Raw genomic sequence first — 22660 nt, 5'->3', positions numbered from 1 at the left:
GACTTTGGTATGAGAAGAATTTACGGAATATGCTTTATTCTTTTTGCAATGCTTTTGATTGCAGCCCCGTCAAAGGCTCAGTATAAGCGCATTACGGGTAGAGTCCTCGAAAAACAGTTTGGTAACAACAAGCCAAAGCCTTTCGAAGAAGAAGTAAGAGTGTTGGGTTACAATACAGTTTCGGCAGCCAAGAAGGATAAGGCGATGATTGACAAGAACAGTACGTTCATGCTCGATGCCGATGCCGAGACCGTTGCCGATGAAAATGGTTACTACTCAATCGATATCGCTCCGACTGGTGCGTTGATTGTAATCGTAGGAACAACAAACGAGTTGCGAGAAATCAAGAAGCGACTTGAGCATAACTTCGTTATAGAAGGCGGTATTGCCCTGAAGAATACTGTCGTAACGGCAAAGGCAAAGGTTGCAACCGTCGATTCTATGGAGGTTATCGATACAGGTTCAACCATCGAGTGCAGTTCAATTCTTACAATTCCTGAAAATATCGGACGCGATTTTGCGCGATGCGTATTCCAACCGTTCGTAATCGACTGTCAGACAGGCGATACAATCGAGTATCGTCAGCCAAGAGTATACGACGGAAAAGACTATGCCTTGACTCAAGACCGCCGAATGTTCTACGATATGAACAACGATATTCTGAAGCCATACATTCAGAGCGACCCTCTGACATCGGGCTTGTTGCAGATTCGTTGGTCTGATTCTATTAAGAAGCGTAACCTAAAGCACAGCTACACTTGTATGGCTGGTCTGATGGTTGCCGATTATAATAATGTGTATTACAAAGACGAGAAGCAAGTTTCGTCTTGTCTTGCACGTCGTCCGTTCCAGTTCTTGGAGTTTTCAACAGGCTGGTTCGAACTCGACCCTATGCAATACAAGGAGAATCCGAGAGCCGAGCTTCGTGATGGTGCGGAAAACATCTCGCTGTCGTTCGTTGTCGGCAAGGCAGAACTCGACCCTAATCCGGAGAATGCCGAGGAACTTGACCGTCTGAACAAGAAACTTCAGGATATTGACCAGAGCGGCGATTATCAGCTTAAGCGAATTGCACTTACTGGTTACGCTTCTCCTGATGGTTTGTACGACAAGAACTACAAACTTGCTCAGCAGCGTTCAGAACTTGCAAAGTCGCTCATTTCTAGAAACTTCAAGCGCGAGATATTCATTTATAGCAACAAACCGGTCGTAGTAGGCTGGAACGTTGTGGTAGACTCTCTTAAAGCCAAAGGCTTGACAGAGGAAGCCGAGACCGTTGATGCCATAATCAAGGCAAACAAGATTATTGATAGACAGACGGCTCAGATTCAGAAACTGAAATTCTATGCAACGGCAATCGCGCCGATACTTCCGAAATTGCGTATCTTCAAGTGCGAGTACGCATATCAGACAACCAGAGCGTTGGAGCCTGAGCAGATTCTCGACAACTATCTGCACAATCCTGATTTTCAGGAAGGCGGAAAGAAGATGCTGTCGCACTACGACTATTGGCATCTGTTCAACATGATTACCGACCCTGTTGAGGCGGAAAAACTCTACAAGCGTGCCTTCTACGAAAGTAAGAAGAACGAGGCTCGCCCTTGGGTTTATGCTGCTAACAAACTTGTTGTTTCGTACTTGAAGCGCGACACGATGGATTTGGAAGTCCTTCGTCCGTTTGTCGACATCAACGTTCCTCATGTAAATGTTGAGCGAAGAACTTTTGCCGGTCACAAGTATTATGTGAATATCGACAGGGTTGTGGCAAACCAGATTACCGAGTATTACAAGGCTGAGCACAACGATACGGCTTACTATCTGGCAAAGATGCTCCCTGATGTAGAGGAGTTCCGCGAGATTCGCAGTTTCTCTATCGTTAAGGGAACGATGTTCAAGAAGAACAAGACGCCTGAGCAGAAAGAAGAACTGGCAAAGGCAATCGAGGTGGTTCAGAACTCATCGCCAATAAACAAGGCGGTTATCCAGATTGCACAGAACAGAAACAAGGAGGCGGCAGAGACTGTTGCTTCGCTTAATGATGAAGATCCAAGAAAGTGGTATATGAAGGCGGTACTTGATTCGCGCGACATGGACTTTGTTGCTGGAGCAACAGATCTTGACCATTGCTTCCAACTCGACAAGAAGTACATTGTGATTATGGAAAACGATGGCGACATATCCGACGATGTTAAGGAGATGTGGCAGGATATGTATGGTAGCGCGATGAGCGAGTAGTAACAGAAAAGAGATTGTTAGAATGATGAAATCTATAGTAAAGATACTTATAATAGGTGTTTCTATAATAACTCCGTTGGCAGGTTTTGCACAGGAGAAGCGCGATACGATTTCGGGCTTCAACGCCATGGACTATCTGCTTCAGAATAGATTCAGGAATGCCGGATACCCATTTAAGAACAAATCGATTCTCGATCATACTTACATGCAGGTGGGTGTCGGCGCAAGCTATATCATGCCGGTAGAGAACATTCGCTACGGCATGATAAAGAATGTGCATTTTGCTTTGGGTAAGGACTTCTCTCCATGCAACTCTTTTCGAATTGGAGTTGACTACGGAGCAGGACACCGTTCGCTGACACATCAGGAACTTAGACTGCTCACCGGAACCCTTGACTATGTCTTCAATCTTACGTCATACATCTACGGATATAATCCGATGCGGAGCTTCGAGATTATGCCTACGCTTGGAGTCGGATACACCCGTTCTTCGTATCTTGGATATACAGACAAGGCTTACGACATTCATGTTGCTTCACAGTTCAGATTTGCTGCCGGAAAGGATGCGTTTATCAGCCTCGAGCCGCGCGTAACGTTGATTACCGACCAGATGGACCATTCGGGAACGGTTAACTGGCATGGAATTGACATGATTGCCGGCGGACTCGTTAATTATACTTACTACTTCAAGCCTTTGATTGACGACAAGACGAAGATGAAGAATGTTGATTTCAGTCACAATTATTTCGTCGGAACATCGATGGGTATGCAGATTCAGAACATTTCGGGAATGAATCTGCTCGAGACATCGGGTGCAACCTACGGATTGTCGTTCGGTAAGTTGTATGAGAATGGTCTCGGTTTCAGATTCTCTACTGATTTTGCAACGAACAATTATCGCCAGTTCGATTACAACAACTATAAGATTCGTACAACAGAGCATTATATCGACCTTCGTGCCGAGGTTTTGGTTAATCCGGTAGCCTTCTTTGTGAAGAAATCTTCGGAGAAACTCTTTGGTACAAACGTTGCGCTTGGTGCTGCGTTTGGTCGTATGCACAAGTACGATTACGAAGGAAAGTCAAGTTTCAACTACTTTGGCTATACAACAGGCTTGCAGGGGTGGGTTAGAATGCAGAAGGGACTGAAACTCTTTGTAGAGCCTCGTGCCATGTTCGTTGTAGACTATTACACGCCTAACGAGATTTCTACGAGATTCGAAAAGAAGACAAATGTATTGTACGATTTCGACTTGGGTCTGAACATGGAGTACGGCTCAAAGGAAACTCGTAACGAGAACCGAAAGAACAGTTTCGACAAACGAGGATTTGTTCAACTTGGCGCGGGAATCGGCAACTATTTCTGGAACAAGAATTACAATGCCGGAAGTAGTGACCTTGATGCAAATCTGAGTTTTGCATACGGATATCGTTTTTCTCAACTTCACGGATTTAAGGCTGTGCTGAGTGCCAACCGCTTGGCATTCAATCAGAAATTACCAGAGTCGATTTGGAAACGCGACGGATATTTTGCTTCGCTGTCTGTAAACTATATGTTCAACATGCTGAATGCCCTTCAGCTTTATGATCCGAACCGCAAATTTGATGTCGATGTCTACGGAGGTCCGGTTGCGGCATACATTGGATACGACAGAATAAAGAGACTTTATGCTGAGGATAAGTATGGCAAAGGTTTGCATAATACAAAGGACAAGAGACTTGCCTTTGGCGGCCAGTTTGGCTTGCAGTTAAAGTATCAGCTTTCCGACCAAATTGGACTTTTTGTTGCTCCCGAGGCGTTGTTTATTGCCAAGAACAGCGACAACACAATCTTCTCGCAGAATCTTAACAATATTTTCCGCGTAAATGCCGGCGTCGACTATTCTTTTGCCGATGGCGAGGAATTCCTCGAGGGATTGTTCCCTTCTGCACGCAACGAGGATGCAGGATTGTTCTCGAAGTTCTTCTTGGAATACGGAATGGGTGCTTCTGTAACTGATGGAACAGAATTGAATAAAAAGGAATCATTCGGTCCTACATATCATTTTGCACTCGGAAAGTGGTTCTCACCAGCCTTGGCTGTCAGATTGAAGGGCTATGGCTCATGGAACAATGTTAAAATGGATAATGATTGTAAAATTCGCCACGGGCGTGTGTTCGGAGGAGCTGATTTGGTGTTCAATCCGCTTGGCACGTCATCTGATTACAAGTTCGATTCTCCTGCAGGCGTAAATATCTTTGCAGGAGCAGTTGGCGGATTTGTGTTAGGTAGTGATAGGTTGCGACAGCCTGGTATTGGCACAAATGCAGGTATTCAAGGCTGGGTTAGATTGCAGAGAGGAATCTCTTTGTTTGTAGAGCCTATATTCGAAAGATATACATATAAGTATAGTGACACTCGTAAATATATTAACTCTCTGAAAGCCTTTGCTGGAATCCGAATGGATTACCAGAAGCCTTCTGAGCGTGCTTCTGATGGTCGTGGCGGTTCAATCGACCAGAAATATGTGTTCGGACAGTTCGAAGGCGGACTTGCTTATCGTGTGGCACAGCAGCAGTTTGATTGCGATTTCAATCGCTTGAATTCTGATTGGGGAATGTCGTTGGGATACAGATTCTCTAATATGTCTGCTATCCGTGGTTCGTTCAATCTTTTGTCATATAATCGAGCTCATAATACAAGATATACCGCCCTATCACTTAAGTATCCAAAAACAACGATGGGATTGTACAATGAGCGTTCTCTTTATCTCTATCTCGACTATATGCTTAACATGAACACATTCATGCGAGGATATGCAAACGACGACAAACTCGACGTGTTTGCATATGTTGGTCCGGGATTGCAGATTCCGATGAAGCAGTCGTTCGATTTAGAGTGTGCTGGCAATGATAATCTGGATTTGAGCAAGGTTAAGGTTCTAAATAAATTCGAGGATGAAATGTCGCTTGGTTTTAGAGCCGGATTATTGTTCAACTGGCGACTGACATCAAAAATGGGCTTGTACTACTCTCCGGAATTCAGAGTTCATCATCGTAGAGGTGCACAAAACTCAACGATTTATAAAAAGGGGCTTGAGCCGATGCTTCTCAGCAAGGTAGGTGTTTCTTATCGTTTCGGAAACAACGATAACCAGTTGTATACTAACAGTATCTTGCAGCATCAGAGCGAGATGGCAAGTTTCTTGGCTCCAGTATTCTTCGAGTGCTCTATGGGACTTCAGAATTATAACGATGGAGAAGGCTTGAAGGGCAAGGACGGCATTGGACCGCGTTATACCGTATCTTTGGGCAAATGGTTCGTGCCATTCCTCGGAATGAAGGTTTCAGGAACTCTGGCATCATCGAGATGGGATAATATCGATGTTACCGATAACTTCAAGAATTTGGCTGGTGCCTTGACCGGACGAGTTTCTGCAATGGTCAATCCATTCGCTTTGTCTGAAAGTTATAACGAGGATACTCCTGTAGGTGTAAACTTGACATTCGGACCAGAGTTCGGACAAATCAGGAGGTTTAATGCATTGGTTAAGGACAAAAGCTATTCTTGGATGAAGGGCTCTTATCAGGGATGGCATGCAAGTGCACAACTGTGGGCAAGAGTTGCAAGGGGCAGTCGTCTTTTTGTTGAGCCATTCTATGCCAAGGGCAAATTCAATTATCAGTACAGAACAATCATTGCAAAGCAGACTGGCGTGAATGTCGGTATGACGATTGATTGTGTTGACAAGCAGGATAGAGGTGATGACGATGCTTATTACAAGACTGGCTTCTTTGCACAGGCTGGCGTCGGCTCTGTATATCATATGAAAGGATTTCAGGCTGATGTTGAATACAAAATCCATCCAACGTTTAATGTCGATTTTGGATATCGTTTCAGCACATTGTCTGGACTCCGCTTCGGATTCAGTTATAACAATTATGAAACGCAAAAACTTTATTATAATGATGCGAAGTTGAAGGTAATAGACCAGAAGCAGGATTACATTGTAGCATCGCTTGCATACCAGATGAATGTCAGCAATTTGTTGCTTGGCACAGACAAGGATCGCAAGGTGCAGTTGGAAGTCTTTGCTGGACCTGCCTTGATGTTCCCGATGGAATGTAAGGAGAGCGTAGAAGGCAATCCTAATGCAAAAATATATAATAAGGTCGATAACTCTGGCTCTAACTTTGGTGCTGTTGGCGGCTTCCAGTTGTCTTACAACGTGAGCGACAAGGTTTCGCTGAACGTAACTCCTGAAGGCAGCGTATTTAACAATACCAACGGAAAATTTGCAGGAAACTCGCATATCATCTCTTTCGATACGAGAGTTGGACTTGAATACAAATTTTAATTGATTTAGCATTCATATTTTACAAAAAAGTATTTTCTTTGTAAAGTCAAATCGGTTTTATGAAGAAAATACTTTTTTTATACCTATTTATAACTTGCTTTTGTTGTCGCCTTAAAGCAAATAACTATAATTTCAGGCATCTTGACGGAAGAAGCGGACTTGTTAACAATATGGTTAACGGAATCTGCCGTGACCATGTAGGCTACATGTGGTTTGCCACAGGTGGAGGCCTCTGCCGATACGACGGATATTCATTCCGCACCATTGGAGTTGCTGAAGGAATGATGCTCGACAACAAACTTATTTCGGTTCAGGAACTGGCAGACGGTCGCCTTCTGATTTCCGATGCCAATCTTTATTGCCTCTTCAATCCGAAGACTGAGCGGTTTTCTCAGTTCAGCGAACTGCTCGATGTGTTCGATGTTAAGGGATATGCCTTCAAGATTCATGTTGATAGAAACAAGAATCTGTGGTGCTATGTTATGGGACATGGCGTTTATTATTGCGATGTTAAGACGGGCAAGAAGACCACATTTTCGATGAACGGAGACAATCCGGCGCTTCCGATGGGACAGATTTCTGCCATCTGTGAGTCGAAAAACGGGGCTCTTGTTGTGTATAACGATGCAACTCTGGCTTCGATTAACGGTAAGACGGCGAGGGTTCTATGGCATCACAACCGGTTGCTCGATTTGGGCGCATCGCCACGAAACCAGTACAACGTGTTCGAGGATAGCGGCGAGAATGTGTGGGTTTTCTCTGCCCGACAGGTCTTTATTTATTCCAAGCAGCATCGCCGTTGGTTCTCGTCTGTTGCCGACTTCTGTCAGGCTAAGGGGCTGAAGTTCGACAAACGGTTTGCCGACAGCGCGGTTTGTAGCGCGGTCGAGGATGCTTCGGGCAACGTTTGGCTTGGCACAGACCATTCAAATCTCTTCAAGATTGATTACAAGCATGGCGAGACTCTTCTTGTTCCGTTGTACGAGGAGTCTAAGACAATTTCGGCAACCAATCCGGTTTCGACATTGTTTTTCGACAAACAGAATTCGTTTTTGTGGGTCGGAACGTACAAAAACGGAATTTCTTACACTTGCAGAAACCTCTACAATTTCGGATTTGTCGGCATTGAAGATGTAAATACTATGGTTCAGGATAAAGCCGGAAACTATTGGTATGGTACGAACGGCAACGGAATTATCTTCTACGACAAGAAAAACGGCAAAGAAAAGCGATTTAACAAGCAGAATTGCAAGCAACTTCTGAGCGATATCTTCGTGAGTTCGCTCGTGGCGCGCAATGGCGATGTGTGGTTCGGCTCGTATTGGGGAGGATTGTACCGCTTTGGGAAAGACGGCCGAATTACGGCTTACAGAAACGATTCTTCCAATCCTAATACTCTTGCCAACGATAACGTGTGGTCGCTTGCCGAGGACGGGAAAGGTAACATCTGGATTGCCACTCTGGGCGGCGGATTGCAGAAATTCGATGTATCGTCAAATTCTTTCACAACATTCAACTCGGCAAACTGCGGAATCCTTTCCGATTATCTGTCGTCGGTTGTGGTTGATGGCTGCGGCAACATCGTTCTTGGCGGTTCAAAAGGCATCTCGGTGATAAACGGCTTGGACTATCATATAAACAATTATGTCGGAACCATTCATCACGACAAGCAATTTTCGAAAGGAAACGTAAATCAGGTTTTTGTCGATAGCCGGGGACTTTATTGGATTGCTACGGACAACGGTCTGAACATATTCAATGCGCGGGACGATGAACTCGACATTCTCGACGAAAGCACAGGTCTTGCCAGTTCCGTTATCTGCGGAATTGCCGAAGACAGACAGCATAACATCTGGATAACCACGTCGAAAGGACTATCGAACATTGTCATAGACTCTGATTCTAAAAAGAAATTCAAGGTTTACAATTATTACGAATACGATGGACTTGTGGGCTTGGACTACAATCTGCGCTCAATCTTGATGACACATTCGGGAGAGATTCAGATTGGCTGTACCGCCGGAATCAACGATTTCAATCCACAGAGCGTGATAAAACACAAGAAGCTGCCGAAGGTTCTGTTCTCGCAGATTCAGCTTTTTAACAAGAATGTTGTGGTTGGCGAGAAGTACGACGGTAGGGTAGTGATGAAAAGTGCCGTGGCAAACAACGGCATTATCGAACTGAATTACGACCAGAATGTGCTTTCCGTTGCTCTTGGATTGGACGATTATCGGTTTACCGAGAAGACAAGATTCAAATATCAACTCGAAGGATTTAACGATAACTGGCTCTTCACAGATGCCAATCAGCATGTGCTGACTTTTACGGGACTTGAATCCGGAACGTACAAATTGCGCGTGAAATGCGTAAACGGTGACTACGAGAGCGATGTCGAGAGCGTGCTGACCATCGTTGTGCATCCGCCGTTCTGGCGCACTCCGTGGGCTTATTTCTTGTATGCCGTTCTGCTTGGCTGCTTCTATTGGTATCATCATAACCGTACAATCCGCAGGCAGAAGGAGAAACTCCGCATTGAGCAGATTAAGCGCGAGGCTGAGAAAGACCACGAGGTTGACGAGATGAAACTGCGATTCTTTACCAACGTGAGCCACGAACTACGCACGCCTCTGACGCTCATCATCACGCCAATTGCCAATCTGCTGAGCAACGAGACCGACGCAGCAAAGAAGAAAACTCTTTCGATGGTTCACAACAACGCTGTGAAACTCTTGACGCTCGTAAACCAGTTGCTCGATTTCAGAAAGAGCGATATGTCGTCGTTCAAACTGAACAGAATCAACGGAGATATCGTAAGTTTCATTCAAAACATAACAAACTCGTTCAGCGAGTTGCTCGACCGCAAATTCTGCATCACTTTCTACTCGTCTCAGCCGTCGTTCTATATGATGTTCGACGAGGACAAGATGGGCAAAATAGTTATGAATCTGTTGTCAAATTCGTGCAAGTTCACGCCCGAAGGTGGACGAATTGACGTGTCGCTTCAGGTTTTGGAACGCGAAAACTCTCAGCAGATTTTCGAAATCAGAGTTGCCGACACTGGCGTTGGAATAAAGGATGAGGATAAAACTCGCATCTTTGAACGTTTTTATCAGACTGAAACCGAAGGCGTTACTGATGTCTGCGGCGGAAGTGGCATCGGACTTAGCCTCGTAAAAGAATTTGTTTCTTTGCACGAAGGCACGGTCAAGGTTGTTGACAATGTTGGCGGCGGTTCAGTCTTTATTGTCGATATTCCTGTTGTGTTGGAAAAGAAAATTCCGGCTTCCGAGACCCGAAAATCTGTTGCAAAAGAATGTTCAAAACTTATTGTTGAGAAGGACGATATGGTCATTACAGGGCAGAAAAACGCTCCGCTGGTGATGATTGTAGACGACAGCAAGGATTTTCTCGACTTTATGGAAGAATGTTTCTCTTCGAAATATCAGGTTGTCTGTGCGCGCAACGGTGAGCAGGCATGGAAATTCTTGCAGATGTGTACGCCCGACATCATTCTTTCCGACGTTATGATGCCGCTTCTCGATGGCAACGGACTCTGCAAGCGTGTTAAGGAAGACGAACGTTTCAGGCACATTCCGTTCTTCATGCTCACCGCCCGCCTTGCCGAGGAACACAAGGTCGAAGGACTTCGCAGCGGTGCCGACGATTACATAACCAAACCGTTCAACCTCGACATGCTCATGCTCAAAGTCGAAAGAATCGTAGAGAAATCGGGTTCTCACGAAGAAACTCAGAATCGTGAGCCGGAAGTTGAATCGGCAGAAGCCGAGACGACAAGGCAATATTCTGTCAGAGACGAGAAACTTGTTGAGCGTGCAACATTCTACATTAACGAGAATATCAGCAAAATCGACCTTACCGTTGAGGAACTAAGCGAGAGTCTGGGCATCTCGCGCGTTCATCTGTACAAGAAGATTCTTGGCGTGACGGGCATGACTCCGTTGGAACTTATTCGCGCCCTTCGCGTTGAACGTGGAAAGCATCTGCTTCGCGACAGCCAGCTGAACGTATCTGAGGTGGCTTACATGGTAGGATTCAACAGTCCGAGATATTTCAGTAAATATTTCAAGGATATGTACGGAATGTTACCTTCGGAGTATCAAAAGAATCATTGCACAAAATGATTTAACAAAAAAACATAAGAATTAACAAAATTGTATCATTTTTGCGTCTAATTTGTACAATTTTTATTGAAAAGTTCTGCTTATTTTTGCAGAAATAACTTTTAATAAAAAAATCAATGAAGAACGCTAAAATGATACTATGTGCAGGTTTGCTTGCACTAAGTCAAGGCTTGTTTGCTTACGACAAGGTCGGAAACGGTATTGTTATAAGGCTGGAACAGAAGGATTCTAGCAAGCCTAAGGCCGTGAAACTACAGGTTGTTGGCGACAAGATCATCCGTGTCGAGGCAACTCCCGATGCTGTGTTCCCAAAGAGCACAAGCCTGATAATCGTGCCTCAGAAGGCAAAGCCAAAATATACCGTTGCCGAAAACGACAAGGAGGTAACGCTCACAACCCAGTCAATCAAGGCGGTTGTGTGCAAAAAGACTGGCGAGGTTAAGTTTACCGACCTCACCGGAAATGTTATTCTTAAGGAAGATTCGGAGAAGGGAAAGACATTCACTCCATACAACGTAGGCGATACAAAAGGATACAGTTACCGAACCGTGTTCGAAAGTTCAGACGATGAGGCCTTTTACGGCTTGGGACAACATCAGGCCAACGACATGAACTACAAGGGCAAGAGCGAGGAACTCTATCAGTATAACACAAAGGTGTCAATCCCGTTCATAATCAGTACGCACAACTATGGAATCCTTTGGGACAGTTATTCACTTTGCCGATGGGGAAATCCGAACGACTATCTTCAACTTCAGAAGGCATTCAAACTTTACGACAAGGACGGAAAGGCTGGCGGACTGACGGGAACGTACATCCCGCTTGCGATTACTGGCGCAAAGAAGGTTGTCAGAACCGAAGATTCGCTCTATTTCGACCATATTTATACTCGCAAGAATTTTCCAGAGGCTTTCCCTCTAAACGGTTCTCACGTTCAGTATGAGGGCTATATTCAGCCCGATAGAGATGCCCTTTACCGTTTCCTTCTATACTATGCCGGATACATGAAGGTCTACATCGATGGCAAGGAGGTGGTTTCTGAACGTTGGCGCACGGCATGGAACCCTAATTCGTATAAATTCAACGTTGATTTGAAGAAAGGGCAGAAGCATCATCTGTTAATCGACTGGTATCCTGATGGCGGCGATTCTTATTGCAGTCTTCGTGCCATTGCTCCGGAATCAGAAGAAGAACAGAAAAAGTTATCTTTCTGGAGCGAGATGACCCCGTCGCTCGACTATTATTTCATTGCCGGAAAGAATATGGATGAGGTTATCAGCGGCTACCGAACTCTTACCGGAAAGGCTCAGGTTATGCCTAAGTGGGTTCTCGGATTTTGGCAGAGCCGAGAGAAATACAACACTCAAGATGAGATTGTTAGCACTCTGAAGCACTTCCGCGACAATAATCTGCCAATCGACAACATAGTTCAGGACTGGCTTTACTGGAAAGAAGACCAGTGGGGCTCTTTCGAGTTCGACCCAAAGCGTTTTCCAGAGCCTCAGAAGATGATTGACTCAATTCACGGAATGCATGCGCACTACATGATTTCGCACTGGCCAAAATACTACGTCAATACCGAGCATTTCAAGGAGTTTGAAAAGAACGGCTGGATGTATATGCAGGCAGTAAAGGACAATATAAAGGACTGGGTCGGACCGGGTTATGTAGGCTCGTTCTACGATGCTTATTCGGCTGGCGCGCGCAAGCTTTTCTGGAATCAGATGAACGAGCATTTGTTTAAATATGGCGTTGATGCTTGGTGGATGGATGCCTCAGAGCCAAACATTCGCGATTGTACTCCAATGCCTTACCGAAAGGCTCTTTGCGGTCCTACGGCTCTTGGTCCTTCCGACCAGTATTTCAATGCTTACTCCCTGCCAAATGCGATGGCAATTTACGACGGACAGCGCAGCGTGAAGCCAAATCAGCGCGTGTTCTTGCTTACTCGTTCGGGATTTGCCGGCGAGCAGAGATATTCAACTGCCACATGGAGCGGCGACATCGGTACACGCTGGGAAGATATGGCAGCACAGATTACTGCTGGAGTGAACTTCAGCATGTGTGGAGTGCCATTCTGGTCTATGGATATCGGCGGATTTTGTGTAGAGAAGCGTTACGAAGAGGCTCAGAAGTTCTTTGAGAAAACAGGTCTCGAGAACAACGACCTCAACGAGTGGCGCGAACTGAATGCACGTTGGCATCAGTTTGGAGCATTCGTTCCGATGTATCGTACTCACGGACAATTCCCATTCCGCGAAATCTGGAATCTCTCGCCAGAGGGAACTCCATGCTACAATGTGATAAAGGAATATACAAAACTCCGCTATAATCTGATGCCGTACTTGTATTCTATGGCAGGCTGGGTTCATTTCAAGGATTACACGATAATGCGAGGCTTGGCTATGGATTTCCAAGACAAGAACGTGTACGACATTGCCGACCAGTATATGTTCGGCCCGTCGTTCATGGTATGTCCGGTTCTTGAGTACAAGGCGCGCAGCAGAGAAGTTTATTTCCCTAGTGGCACAGGCTGGTATAATTTCTATACAGGAAAATATGTATACGGCGGTGGAAAACAGACAGTTGATGCTCCTTACGAGCAGATTCCGCTGTTTGTTCCGGAGGGCGCAATAATTCCTTTCGGTCTTGATTTGCAGTATAGCGATGAGAAGAAGCCTGAGAACATTACGTTGTATGTTTATGCCGGAAAGGACGGCTCGTTCCAGCTTTACGAAGATGAGAACGTGAACTACAACTACGAGAAGGGCAAATATTCGACTATCGATTTCATCTATAACAATGAGAAGAAATCTCTTACGATAGCCGACCGCAAGGGCTCGTTCGACGGAATGCTCCAAAGCAGAACATTCAACATAATTTTGGTAGATAAGGACAATGCTAAGCCGTTCAATCTCAACGAAAAAGGCATTGAAGTTAAATATTCTGGAAAGAAAGTTGTTATAAGACTATAAATTTGTATATTGCGGGCAAATTTATTGCATTATGAAAAGAATTGTTAACTTCATTTGGATTTTACTATGCACTGTAGTGGTCCATGCCAGTGGTTCGGGCGATGGCAGACAGGTTGAAAACTTTGATTTCGGATGGCGATTTAGCCTCGACCCGCATCTAAACGAGAGAAAAGCGATGAGACAGTCGTTCGACGACGAGGGTTGGAAATATTTAAATCTTCCGCACGATTGGGCTGTCGAAGGATATTTCAGCGAGAAATATCCTTCGGGCCCGGGTGGCGGTGCTCTGCCCGGTGGAGTGGGGTGGTATCGCAAGCACTTCAAGATTGACAAGAAAGATGCCGGAAAACGCATCTACATTCATTTCGACGGTGCTTACATGAATACATCCGTCTACTTCAACGGAAAGAAGATTGGATGGCGTCCTTACGGATATATTCCTTTCGAATACGAACTTACAAGTCTGGTTAATTTTGATGGAGATAACGTAATTCTCGTGAAGGTTGATAATAGCGACCAGCCAAACAGCCGTTGGTATTCGGGTTGCGGAATCTATCGAAATGTCTATCTGATTAAGACGGGCGGAGTTCACGTCGTGACAGACGGAACTTACATAAAGACAACAAGTCTTACTGAGAAGGCTGCCGAACTTGAGGTTGTGACGACTCTATGCAACAAAACAGGAAAGCAAGAGACAGTCGAGGTCAAGTCTATTCTGAAAGACCGCGACGGAAATGTCGTAGATGAGGCAGAGTCAAGACCGATAATTGCGCCTACTACTGATTCTAACACCGACATCGTACACACGCTCGATGTAGCCAATCCGCATCTCTGGAATCTCGACGATACATATATGTACACTCTGTTTACCGAGATTAAGATTGACGGTTTCCTTGTTGACAGTTACGAAACTCCTTACGGAATCAGAAACATAAAGTTCACAGCCGACAAAGGCTTTTTCCTTAACGGAAAGAACATGAAGATAAACGGCGTATGTCTTCATCACGATTTGGGATGCTTGGGCGCAGCCATCAACAACGTGGCTCTTCATCGCCAACTTAAGATGCTGAAGGATATGGGGTGTAACGGAATCCGATGCACTCACAATCCGCCAGCCCCCGAGTTGCTGAACATGTGCGACACAATGGGCTTTGTGGTTATGGACGAGGCTTTCGACATGTGGCGCCGTCGCAAGACCGCGAACGATTATGCGCGTTTCTTCGACAAGTGGCATGAGGTTGATTTGAGGGATATGGTCAGAAGAGACCGAAATCATCCGTGCATCGTTATGTGGAGCATCGGAAACGAGGTTCTTGAGCAGTGGAACAGCGCAAATGCCGACACTTTGTCGCTTGCGATGGCAAATCTCGTGCTTAATTTCGGTCATAATGAAAAGCAGGAAATCGAGAGCGGGAAAAAGAACATGAACACGCTCCTCACCGAGCATCTTATCAAGATTGTGAAGGATTTGGACCAAACGCGCCCTGTAACAGCTGGATGCAACGAACCGTCTCCAGCAAACAATCTGTTCAAGGCTGAAGGACTCGACATCATCGGCTATAACTATCATAATCAGAATATTCCCGATGTTCCGAAGAATTTTCCCGGAAAGCCTTTCATCATAACCGAAAGCGTTTCGGCTCTTGCTACTCGCGGCTACTACCGAATGCCGAGCGACTCGATGTTCATCTGGCCAAAGCGTTGGGACATTCCGTTCGAGGATGCAACATTCTCATGCTCATCATACGACAACTGTCATGTTCCGTGGGGAAGCACGCACGAGGAAACGCTCGATGTCGTGAAGAATAACGATTTTGTAGCCGGACAGTTCCTATGGACAGGCTTCGACTACATCGGCGAGCCAACTCCTTTCGGATGGCCGGCAAGAAGTTCGTTCTTCGGGGTGGTTGATTTGGCAGGCTTTCCGAAAGATGCTTATTACTTGTATCAGAGTGAATGGTCGGACAAACCGGTTCTTCATCTCTTCCCGCATTGGACATGGGACGAGGGCAACGAAATTGATATGTGGTGCTACTACAACAATGCCGATGAGGTGGAACTCTTTGTTAATGGCGAAAGCCGAGGCGTGAGGAAAAAAACAGAACATTGCTATCATGCCGTGTGGAATAAGGTATTCTATCGTCCGGGCTCTGTTAAGGTCGTTGCCAGAAAGAATGGTGCGGTTGTCGGAACAAAAGAAATTTTCACGGCAGGCAAGCCGAGGTCTATTCGTCTGACAGCCGACAAAACAGTTCAGAAGGCTGACCGCCGCGATTTGACGTACATAACAGTCGAGATTCTCGACCAGCAAGGACATCTTTGCCCTGATGCAACCGACCTTGTCCGCTTCGTAATCTCGCAAGGAAATGCCAAGATTATTGGAGTAGACAACGGTTCGCCAATCTCTTCAGAGAGATTCAAGATTGACTGCCGCCGTGCATTCTATGGAAAATGTCTGGTGGTCGTTCAGAACAACGGCGATGCCGGAAAGATTAAACTCACGGCGTCCAGCGGAGTACTTACGCCTGCAAGTGTAGAAATAGATGTAATTCGTTAAAAATATAATATGAAGAAAATAATTGCAGTATTGATGGTGGCACTGATTGCCAAGCCTGTTTTGGCTCAGTTGCCTGTGTATCTTGATGAAACAAAGCCTATTGAAAGTCGCGTTCAGGATGCTTTGAGCAGAATGACGACTGAAGAAAAAGTCGCAATGTGCCACGCGCAGAGCAAGTTCACAAGTCCGGGATGTCCGCGGCTTGGAATTCCTGAGTTGCACATGAGCGACGGTCCTCACGGAGTGCGTGCCGAGATAAACTGGGACAATTGGGGCTATGCCGGCTGGACGAACGATTCGTGTACTGCCTTTCCATCGCTCACGGCTCTTGCTTCGACATGGAACACCGATTTGGCAGCGCAATATGGTCAGGCTCTTGCTGAAGAATGTCTGTACAGAAACAAAAACGTTATTCTCGGTCCCGGTGTAAATATTGCAAGAACGCCTCTTAACGGCCGAAACTTCGAATACATGGGCGAGGACCCGTTTCTTGCAGCAACATTGTGCGTGCCTTATATTCAGGCTGTTCAGAAAAATGGAGTGGCAACGTGCGTAAAACATTATGTGCTTAACGATCAGGAACTTTGGCGCGGTCATATCAATGTTGAACTCTCGGACAGAGCGTTGCACGAAATCTATCTTTACCCATTTAAGGCTGCCATCGAGAAAGGAAAGGCATGGAGCATAATGGGCGCGTACAACAAAATCCGCGGTCAGCACGCTTGTCACAACGATTTGACAATCAATAAAATTCTGAAAGGTGACTGGAGGTTCGATGGCTGCGTGATAACCGACTGGGGCGGTTGCCACGACACATACGAGGCTGCTATGAACGGACTAGACATCGAGATGGGTTCGTATACCAACGGACTCACATCCGAAAGCAAGTTCACATACGACGATTATTATCTTGCAAAGCCGTTCCTCAAAATGATAAAGGAAGGAAAAGTGCCGATGACTGTTCTTAACGACAAGGCTTCGCGAATCCTTCGTCTTATTTTCCGCACAGCGATGAACAAAAATCGCGGATTCGGCTCAATGGCGAGTGCCGAGCATTACAATGTGGCTCGTAAGGTTGCCGATGAGGCTATCGTTCTTCTGAAAAACGAAAACAACATCTTGCCTTTGAAGTTCGACGATTACAAGAAAATACTCGTCGTAGGCGAAAACGGTCGCAGAACGCTCGTTCAGGCTGGTGGCTCTTCAGAGTTGAAGCCAAAGCACGAGACATCTCCGCTCGAAGGCATCAGTAAATTGGCTCCGGGCAGAGTAAAGTATGCCGAGGGTTATCGTTCTGGAGCATCAATGTTCGGTCGTGTCGAGGTTATTTCCGATGCAGTTTACGAATCGCTTCGTGCCGAGGCTGTCGAGGCTGCCAAGGATGCCGATTTGGTAATCTACGTCGGCGGCTTGAACAAGAATCATGAGCAGGATTGCGAGGCTGGCGACCGCACAACATTCGGCTTGCCTTTCTGTCAGGACAAACTCATCGAGTCTATTTTGCAGGTTAACAAGAACTTCGTTATGGTTCTGTGCAGCGGGAATCCGGTTATGATGCCTTGGCTGAAAGATGTTCCGGCAATAATCCAGACGTGGTATGGTGGTTCTGCCGCAGGCGATGCCATCGCCGATGTCCTTAGCGGAAAGGTAAATCCAAGCGGAAAACTTCCGATGACATACGGAGTAAAACTCGAGGATTACGGAGCACATTCGTTCGGCTCAATCTGCTATCCGGGCGACAGTATAAATGTGGAGTATAAGGAAGATGTTCTTGTGGGCTATCGTTGGTTCGATACAAAGAAAATCAAGCCTCAGTTCCCATTCGGCTTCGGATTAAGTTATACAACGTTCGAATACGGAAAGCCAACCGTCTCAACAAAGACAATGAGTGCCGGTGGAAACATCATCGTTCGCGTTCCTGTAAAGAATGTCGGAAGCGTAGAAGGAAAGGAAATTGTCCAACTTTATATCGGCGATGTAAAATGCTCAGTTACACGCCCTCTGAAAGAACTTAAAGGCTTCGAGAAAATCTCGCTCGCGCCGGGTGAAGAAAAGGTCGTTTCGTTCACCATTACAGACGATATGCTTAAGTTCTACAGCGACCGAAAGCACGATTGGGTGTTCGAGAGCGGAGCGTTCAAGGCTTATATCGGCTCAAGTTCTCGCGACATAAAGTGTACCGTTCCGTTTACTTTGAAATAAAAATGCTTTAGTTATTTCTGATGCCTCGCGAATCTTTATGTTTATTCGTGGGGCATCTTTTTTATTTTCTGATTTTCGGCAATAAAATGCCTTTGTTGCTGAAAAAACAGAATTTGTTTGTGCATTTGGATAAAAAGAAGTATTTTTGCAGCGTTTTAACAAGATAATGATTCAGTGGATTTGTTCGATGATGAAAAGTTCGTTTCTGATGGAATGAACATTATAGAACGAAAAGTAAAGCGAGTGATTGACTGCTTGCTTGCTTTATTGTGTCTTGTTGTATTCTCTCCGCTGTTCGTGGTTCTGTATATCCTGATAAAGCGTGAAGATGGCGGAAAGGTAATATATAAGCAAGAGAGAATCGGGTTGTTTGGTCGCCCATTTTACATATACAAGTTCCGAAGTATGAAACTTGATGCCGAGGAAAAAGGACCTCAGTTGTGCATGAGCGATGAAGTCAATGACCCGCGTCTGACAAAAATTGGAAGATTCCTTCGTGAACATCATCTCGACGAACTTCCGCAGCTATGGAATGTTTTTGTAGGCGACATGGCATTTGTTGGGCCGCGTCCAGAACGAAAATACTACATTGACCAGATTTTGGAGCGCGACTCCAGATATGTGTATTTGTATCAGATACGTCCGGGTGTTACAAGCTATGCTACTTTGCACAACGGCTACACCGACACGATGGACAAGATGTTAAGGCGGTTGAGATATGATTTGTTCTATCTCAAACACCGTTCATTTTTTTTCGATTGCGCAATACTTTGGCAGACTTTTGTGAGTATTGTGTTTGGAAAGAAATTTTAGCTTTTTGAAAAAAGTGTTTAATGTATTTGTTTTAATGATAAATTTTGTTTATTTTTGCGAACTAATTAGAAAATATTGATTTATATAACTGTTTGAATCGGATATGAAAAAACAATTCTGTTATCTTGCTGCTGCGATGATTCTTGTTTCATGTGGCACGCCAAAGCAGATAAATTATTTTCAAGATGTAAAGGATGGGCAGGTTGTAAATATACAATCTCCTTTAGAAATAAAGGTAAGACCTGAAGACAAATTAAGTATTGTCGTCAGTACTCGTGACCCTCAGCTTGGACAGATGTTTAACTTGGGTGTTACAGGAAATTATGTAGGCTCAACAAAAAGTTATGCCTCGCAGATGATGTGTAGTTACACGGTCGATGCTAATGGCGAAATCGATTTTCCTATACTTGGAAAGATAAATGTTGCAGGAAAGAACAGATTTGAAATAGCTGAGTTAATAAAGGACAAACTGATTTCAAGCGATTTGTTGAAGGATGCCGTTGTAACTGTTGAGTTCGATAAAATGTTCTATTCCGTTATGGGCGAGGTCGCGCGTCCAGGACGTTTTGCCATTGAAAAAGACCGTGTCACAGTTCTCGAGGCTTTGAGCACTGCAGGTGACCTTACTATATTTGGTGTGAGAAAGAATGTTGTAGTGATGCGTAGTGAGGGCGAAAAAAACAGAGTTTATCGTCTGAATTTATGTTGTGCTGACAGTTTGGCAATGTCTCCTGCATATTATATTCAGCAGAATGATGTGGTGTATGTTGAACCAAACACTATGCGTGCCCGTCAGTCTACTGTAAACGGAAACAACGTCCTTTCTACTTCATTTTGGATTTCAGTTGCCTCGCTGCTGACATCAATTGCCGTTTTGCTTAAGAAATAATAATTATTATGGAACAAGGAAATACATCGACAAAACAGCAGAATATACGGGTTGTAAACCCTGTTCAACAGACTGATACAGCAGATTCTTCTGTAAACATTCAGGATTTGTTGTTCTTGTATCTTGCAAACTGGAAGTGGTTTGTTATTGCTGTTGTAATTGCGTTGGGTTGCGCTAAGTTATATCTTCTGCGTAAACCAAAAGTTTATACAAGATCTGCTTCTATTCTTATAAAAGAGGACAAAAATTCAGGTTCTTCAATAGCCAATGAGCTTAGCAATCTTGGAGATTTGGGATTGTTTAACAGTGCTACGAATGTAAATAACGAACTTATTTCTTTGCAGTCGCCAGCAACAGTAATGGAAACGGTAAAGCGACTTCACCTTGATTATAATTATAGTGTTGACGGCACATTCCACGATGTGACTCTATACGGAAAGACTCTTCCTGTTGTGGCTAACGTTTTGGAACTTCCTGATTATTCGAATTGTAGCTTTGAAATGTATATTAATAATGGAGAAGTAAAACTTTCAAAGTTGGCAAGAGACGGAGAGGTGTTCGACAAGGAATGTTCAGGTAAGCTTGGATCGCAGATTAAGACACCAATCGGTACAATTGTTGTTAATCCTACAGCCTTTTATAAGGGTGATGAGGATATGAATATCAAGGTTGGTCGCACAAATCTGATTTCCACAACAGATAGATATGCTGGTGGTTTGAACGCAACACTGAAGGATAAGAACGCAACAGTAGTAGAACTTTCTTATAATGATGTTTCTATTCAGCGTGCCGAGGATTTCATCAATACGCTTATTGTTGTATATAACGAGGAGTGGGTATCTGATAAGAACAAGATTGCAATTAGTACTTCGCAGTTCATTAATGAGCGTTTGGAGGTTATTGAACGAGAACTTGGCAATGTCGATAATGATATTTCTTCATACAAGAGCGAGCATCTTATTCCTAATGTAGAGGCGGTTTCGTCATTGTATTTGAATCAGGCAAATGCGGCAAGTAATCAGGTTGTTATGCTTAATAACAATTTGGCTATGGCTAAGTATATCCGTACTTATCTTAGCGACCCAAGCAAGAAACATCAACTATTACCTGTCAATTCAGGTATAGGAAACACAGCAATCGAGGGGCAGATTTCCTCATTCAATACAATTCTGTTGCAGCATAACAGTTTGTTGGCTAACTCTTCTGCAAGCAACCCTTTGGTTAAGGACCTTGAGCAGCAGTTGGAGTCTATGCGAAGTGCAATTATCGTTTCTGTTGATAACCAGATAAAGACTCTGAATCACCAGATTCGCAGTTCGCAGACTACCGAGGCTAAGAGTAACTCTGTTATGGCTTCGAACCCTAAGTTGGCAAAGCATCTGCTTTCTGTTGAGCGTCAGCAGAAGGTAAAGGAGGCTCTATACTTGTTCTTGTTGCAGAAGCGTGAGGAGAACGAGTTGTCTCAGGCATTTACGGCGTACAATACTCGTGTGATAACTCCTCCGATGGGTAGCAACTTCCCTACATCTCCATCGACAAGTAAGATTTACCTTATTGCTTTTGTTGTCGGTCTTGCTATTCCGGGAGGTATCATATTTCTTCTGATGTCAATGAACACATCGGTTCGTGGAAAGAAGGACTTGGAGAATATGGCAGCTCCGTTTGCCGGAGAAATTCCGTTGTTGCAGGCACCTAAGACTCATTTCTATGAGAAGAAGAAACCTGCAATCAATACGACTACGGCTGTCGTCGTTAAGCAGGATAACAGCAACGTTATCAACGAGGCTTTCCGTGTAATGCGTACCAACTTGGCATTTATGCTTGGCAAGGATAAGAAGGTCATTATGTTTACGTCTGCAAATCCGGGTAGTGGTAAGACTTTCATTTCTGCTAACTTGTCTGTAAGTTTGGCTATCCAGGGAAAGAAGGTTGTGGCTGTTGACCTGGATATGCGTAAGAGTTCTTTGTCTAAGTATCTCAATCGTCCAAAACCGGGTGTGGCTAACTATCTGAGTGGCCAGTACGATAATGTTGAGGATATTATTTACAAGGATTCTCTGTGTAAGGGATTGGATGTTATCCCTGTAGGAACAACTCCTCCAAACCCGGCCGAACTTCTTGATAACGATAGACTTGCAGTTCTGCTCGGTAAACTGAGAGAAAAATACGATTATGTCGTAATTGACTGTCCTCCTGTTGAGATTGTGACAGACCCAACAATCATCACCAAGCATGTGGATATGACATTGTTCGTTATCCGTGCTAACTTGATGCAGAGAGAGTTGGTTCCTGAGATTGACAAACTGTACATAAACAAGCAGATGACAAATATGGCTGTCGTGCTTAATGGTACATCAGATACCTTTAACTATGGTTACAGCAAGTATGGCTATCACTACGGCTATCGCTACGGTTATCGTCGTTATGGTTATGGCTCATACGGCTACGGCTATGGTTATGGAAATGATGATTCAAAGTCATAAAATTGAAATTTTGACGGCAAAATAA

9 protein-coding genes are annotated in these 22660 nt (G+C 44.6%); all 9 read left to right on the top strand.

Features of this window, described 5'->3' with window-relative positions; all coding sequences use genetic code 11:
• Window positions 1-9 precede the first annotated feature (9 nt).
• The 9 genes from T538_RS0101080 to T538_RS0101040 all read left to right on the top strand — a co-directional run bounded on the left by T538_RS0101080 (window position 10) and on the right by T538_RS0101040 (window position 22635).
• Entirely contained in the window at window positions 10-2235 is a 2226-nt protein-coding gene (locus T538_RS0101080; RefSeq protein WP_155992929.1) for an OmpA family protein, read from the top strand.
• Window positions 2236-2257: 22 nt separating this feature from the next.
• A complete protein-coding gene (locus tag T538_RS0101075; protein ID WP_031535314.1) occupies window positions 2258-6571 on the top strand; it encodes a hypothetical protein in 4314 nt (1437 codons plus the stop codon).
• Between the two features lie 59 nt (window positions 6572-6630).
• Window positions 6631-10716: a hybrid sensor histidine kinase/response regulator transcription factor gene (locus T538_RS0101070; RefSeq protein WP_031535313.1), complete on the top strand. Its 4086-nt coding sequence runs from the start codon at window positions 6631-6633 to the stop codon at window positions 10714-10716.
• Window positions 10717-10832: 116 nt separating this feature from the next.
• Window positions 10833-13691, top strand: coding sequence for a TIM-barrel domain-containing protein (locus T538_RS0101065; RefSeq protein ID WP_031535310.1), 2859 nt, complete (start codon window positions 10833-10835; stop codon window positions 13689-13691).
• Window positions 13692-13722: 31 nt separating this feature from the next.
• Window positions 13723-16248, top strand: a complete 2526-nt coding sequence (locus T538_RS0101060) for a glycoside hydrolase family 2 TIM barrel-domain containing protein (protein WP_031535308.1) — start codon at window positions 13723-13725, stop codon at window positions 16246-16248.
• A gap of 9 nt (window positions 16249-16257) precedes the next feature.
• Window positions 16258-18450, top strand: coding sequence for a glycoside hydrolase family 3 C-terminal domain-containing protein (locus T538_RS0101055; protein WP_031535305.1), 2193 nt, complete (start codon window positions 16258-16260; stop codon window positions 18448-18450).
• Window positions 18451-18663: 213 nt separating this feature from the next.
• Window positions 18664-19263 (top strand): sugar transferase, encoded by a 600-nt coding sequence (locus T538_RS0101050; protein ID WP_051655803.1) that lies wholly within the window; start codon window positions 18664-18666, stop codon window positions 19261-19263.
• Window positions 19264-19366: 103 nt separating this feature from the next.
• Window positions 19367-20152, top strand: coding sequence for a polysaccharide biosynthesis/export family protein (locus T538_RS0101045; RefSeq protein WP_031535302.1), 786 nt, complete (start codon window positions 19367-19369; stop codon window positions 20150-20152).
• A gap of 8 nt (window positions 20153-20160) precedes the next feature.
• On the top strand, window positions 20161-22635 hold the full coding sequence (locus T538_RS0101040) for a GumC family protein (RefSeq protein WP_031535300.1): 2475 nt from the start codon (window positions 20161-20163) through the stop codon (window positions 22633-22635).
• Window positions 22636-22660 lie beyond the last annotated feature (25 nt).

This window comes from Bacteroides sp. Ga6A2 (genome assembly GCF_000702225.1).
GTDB lineage: Bacteria > Bacteroidota > Bacteroidia > Bacteroidales > Bacteroidaceae > Ga6A1.
The sequence above is the reverse complement of the archived record's forward strand: the minus strand, read 5'-3'. Positions and strand labels throughout refer to the sequence as shown.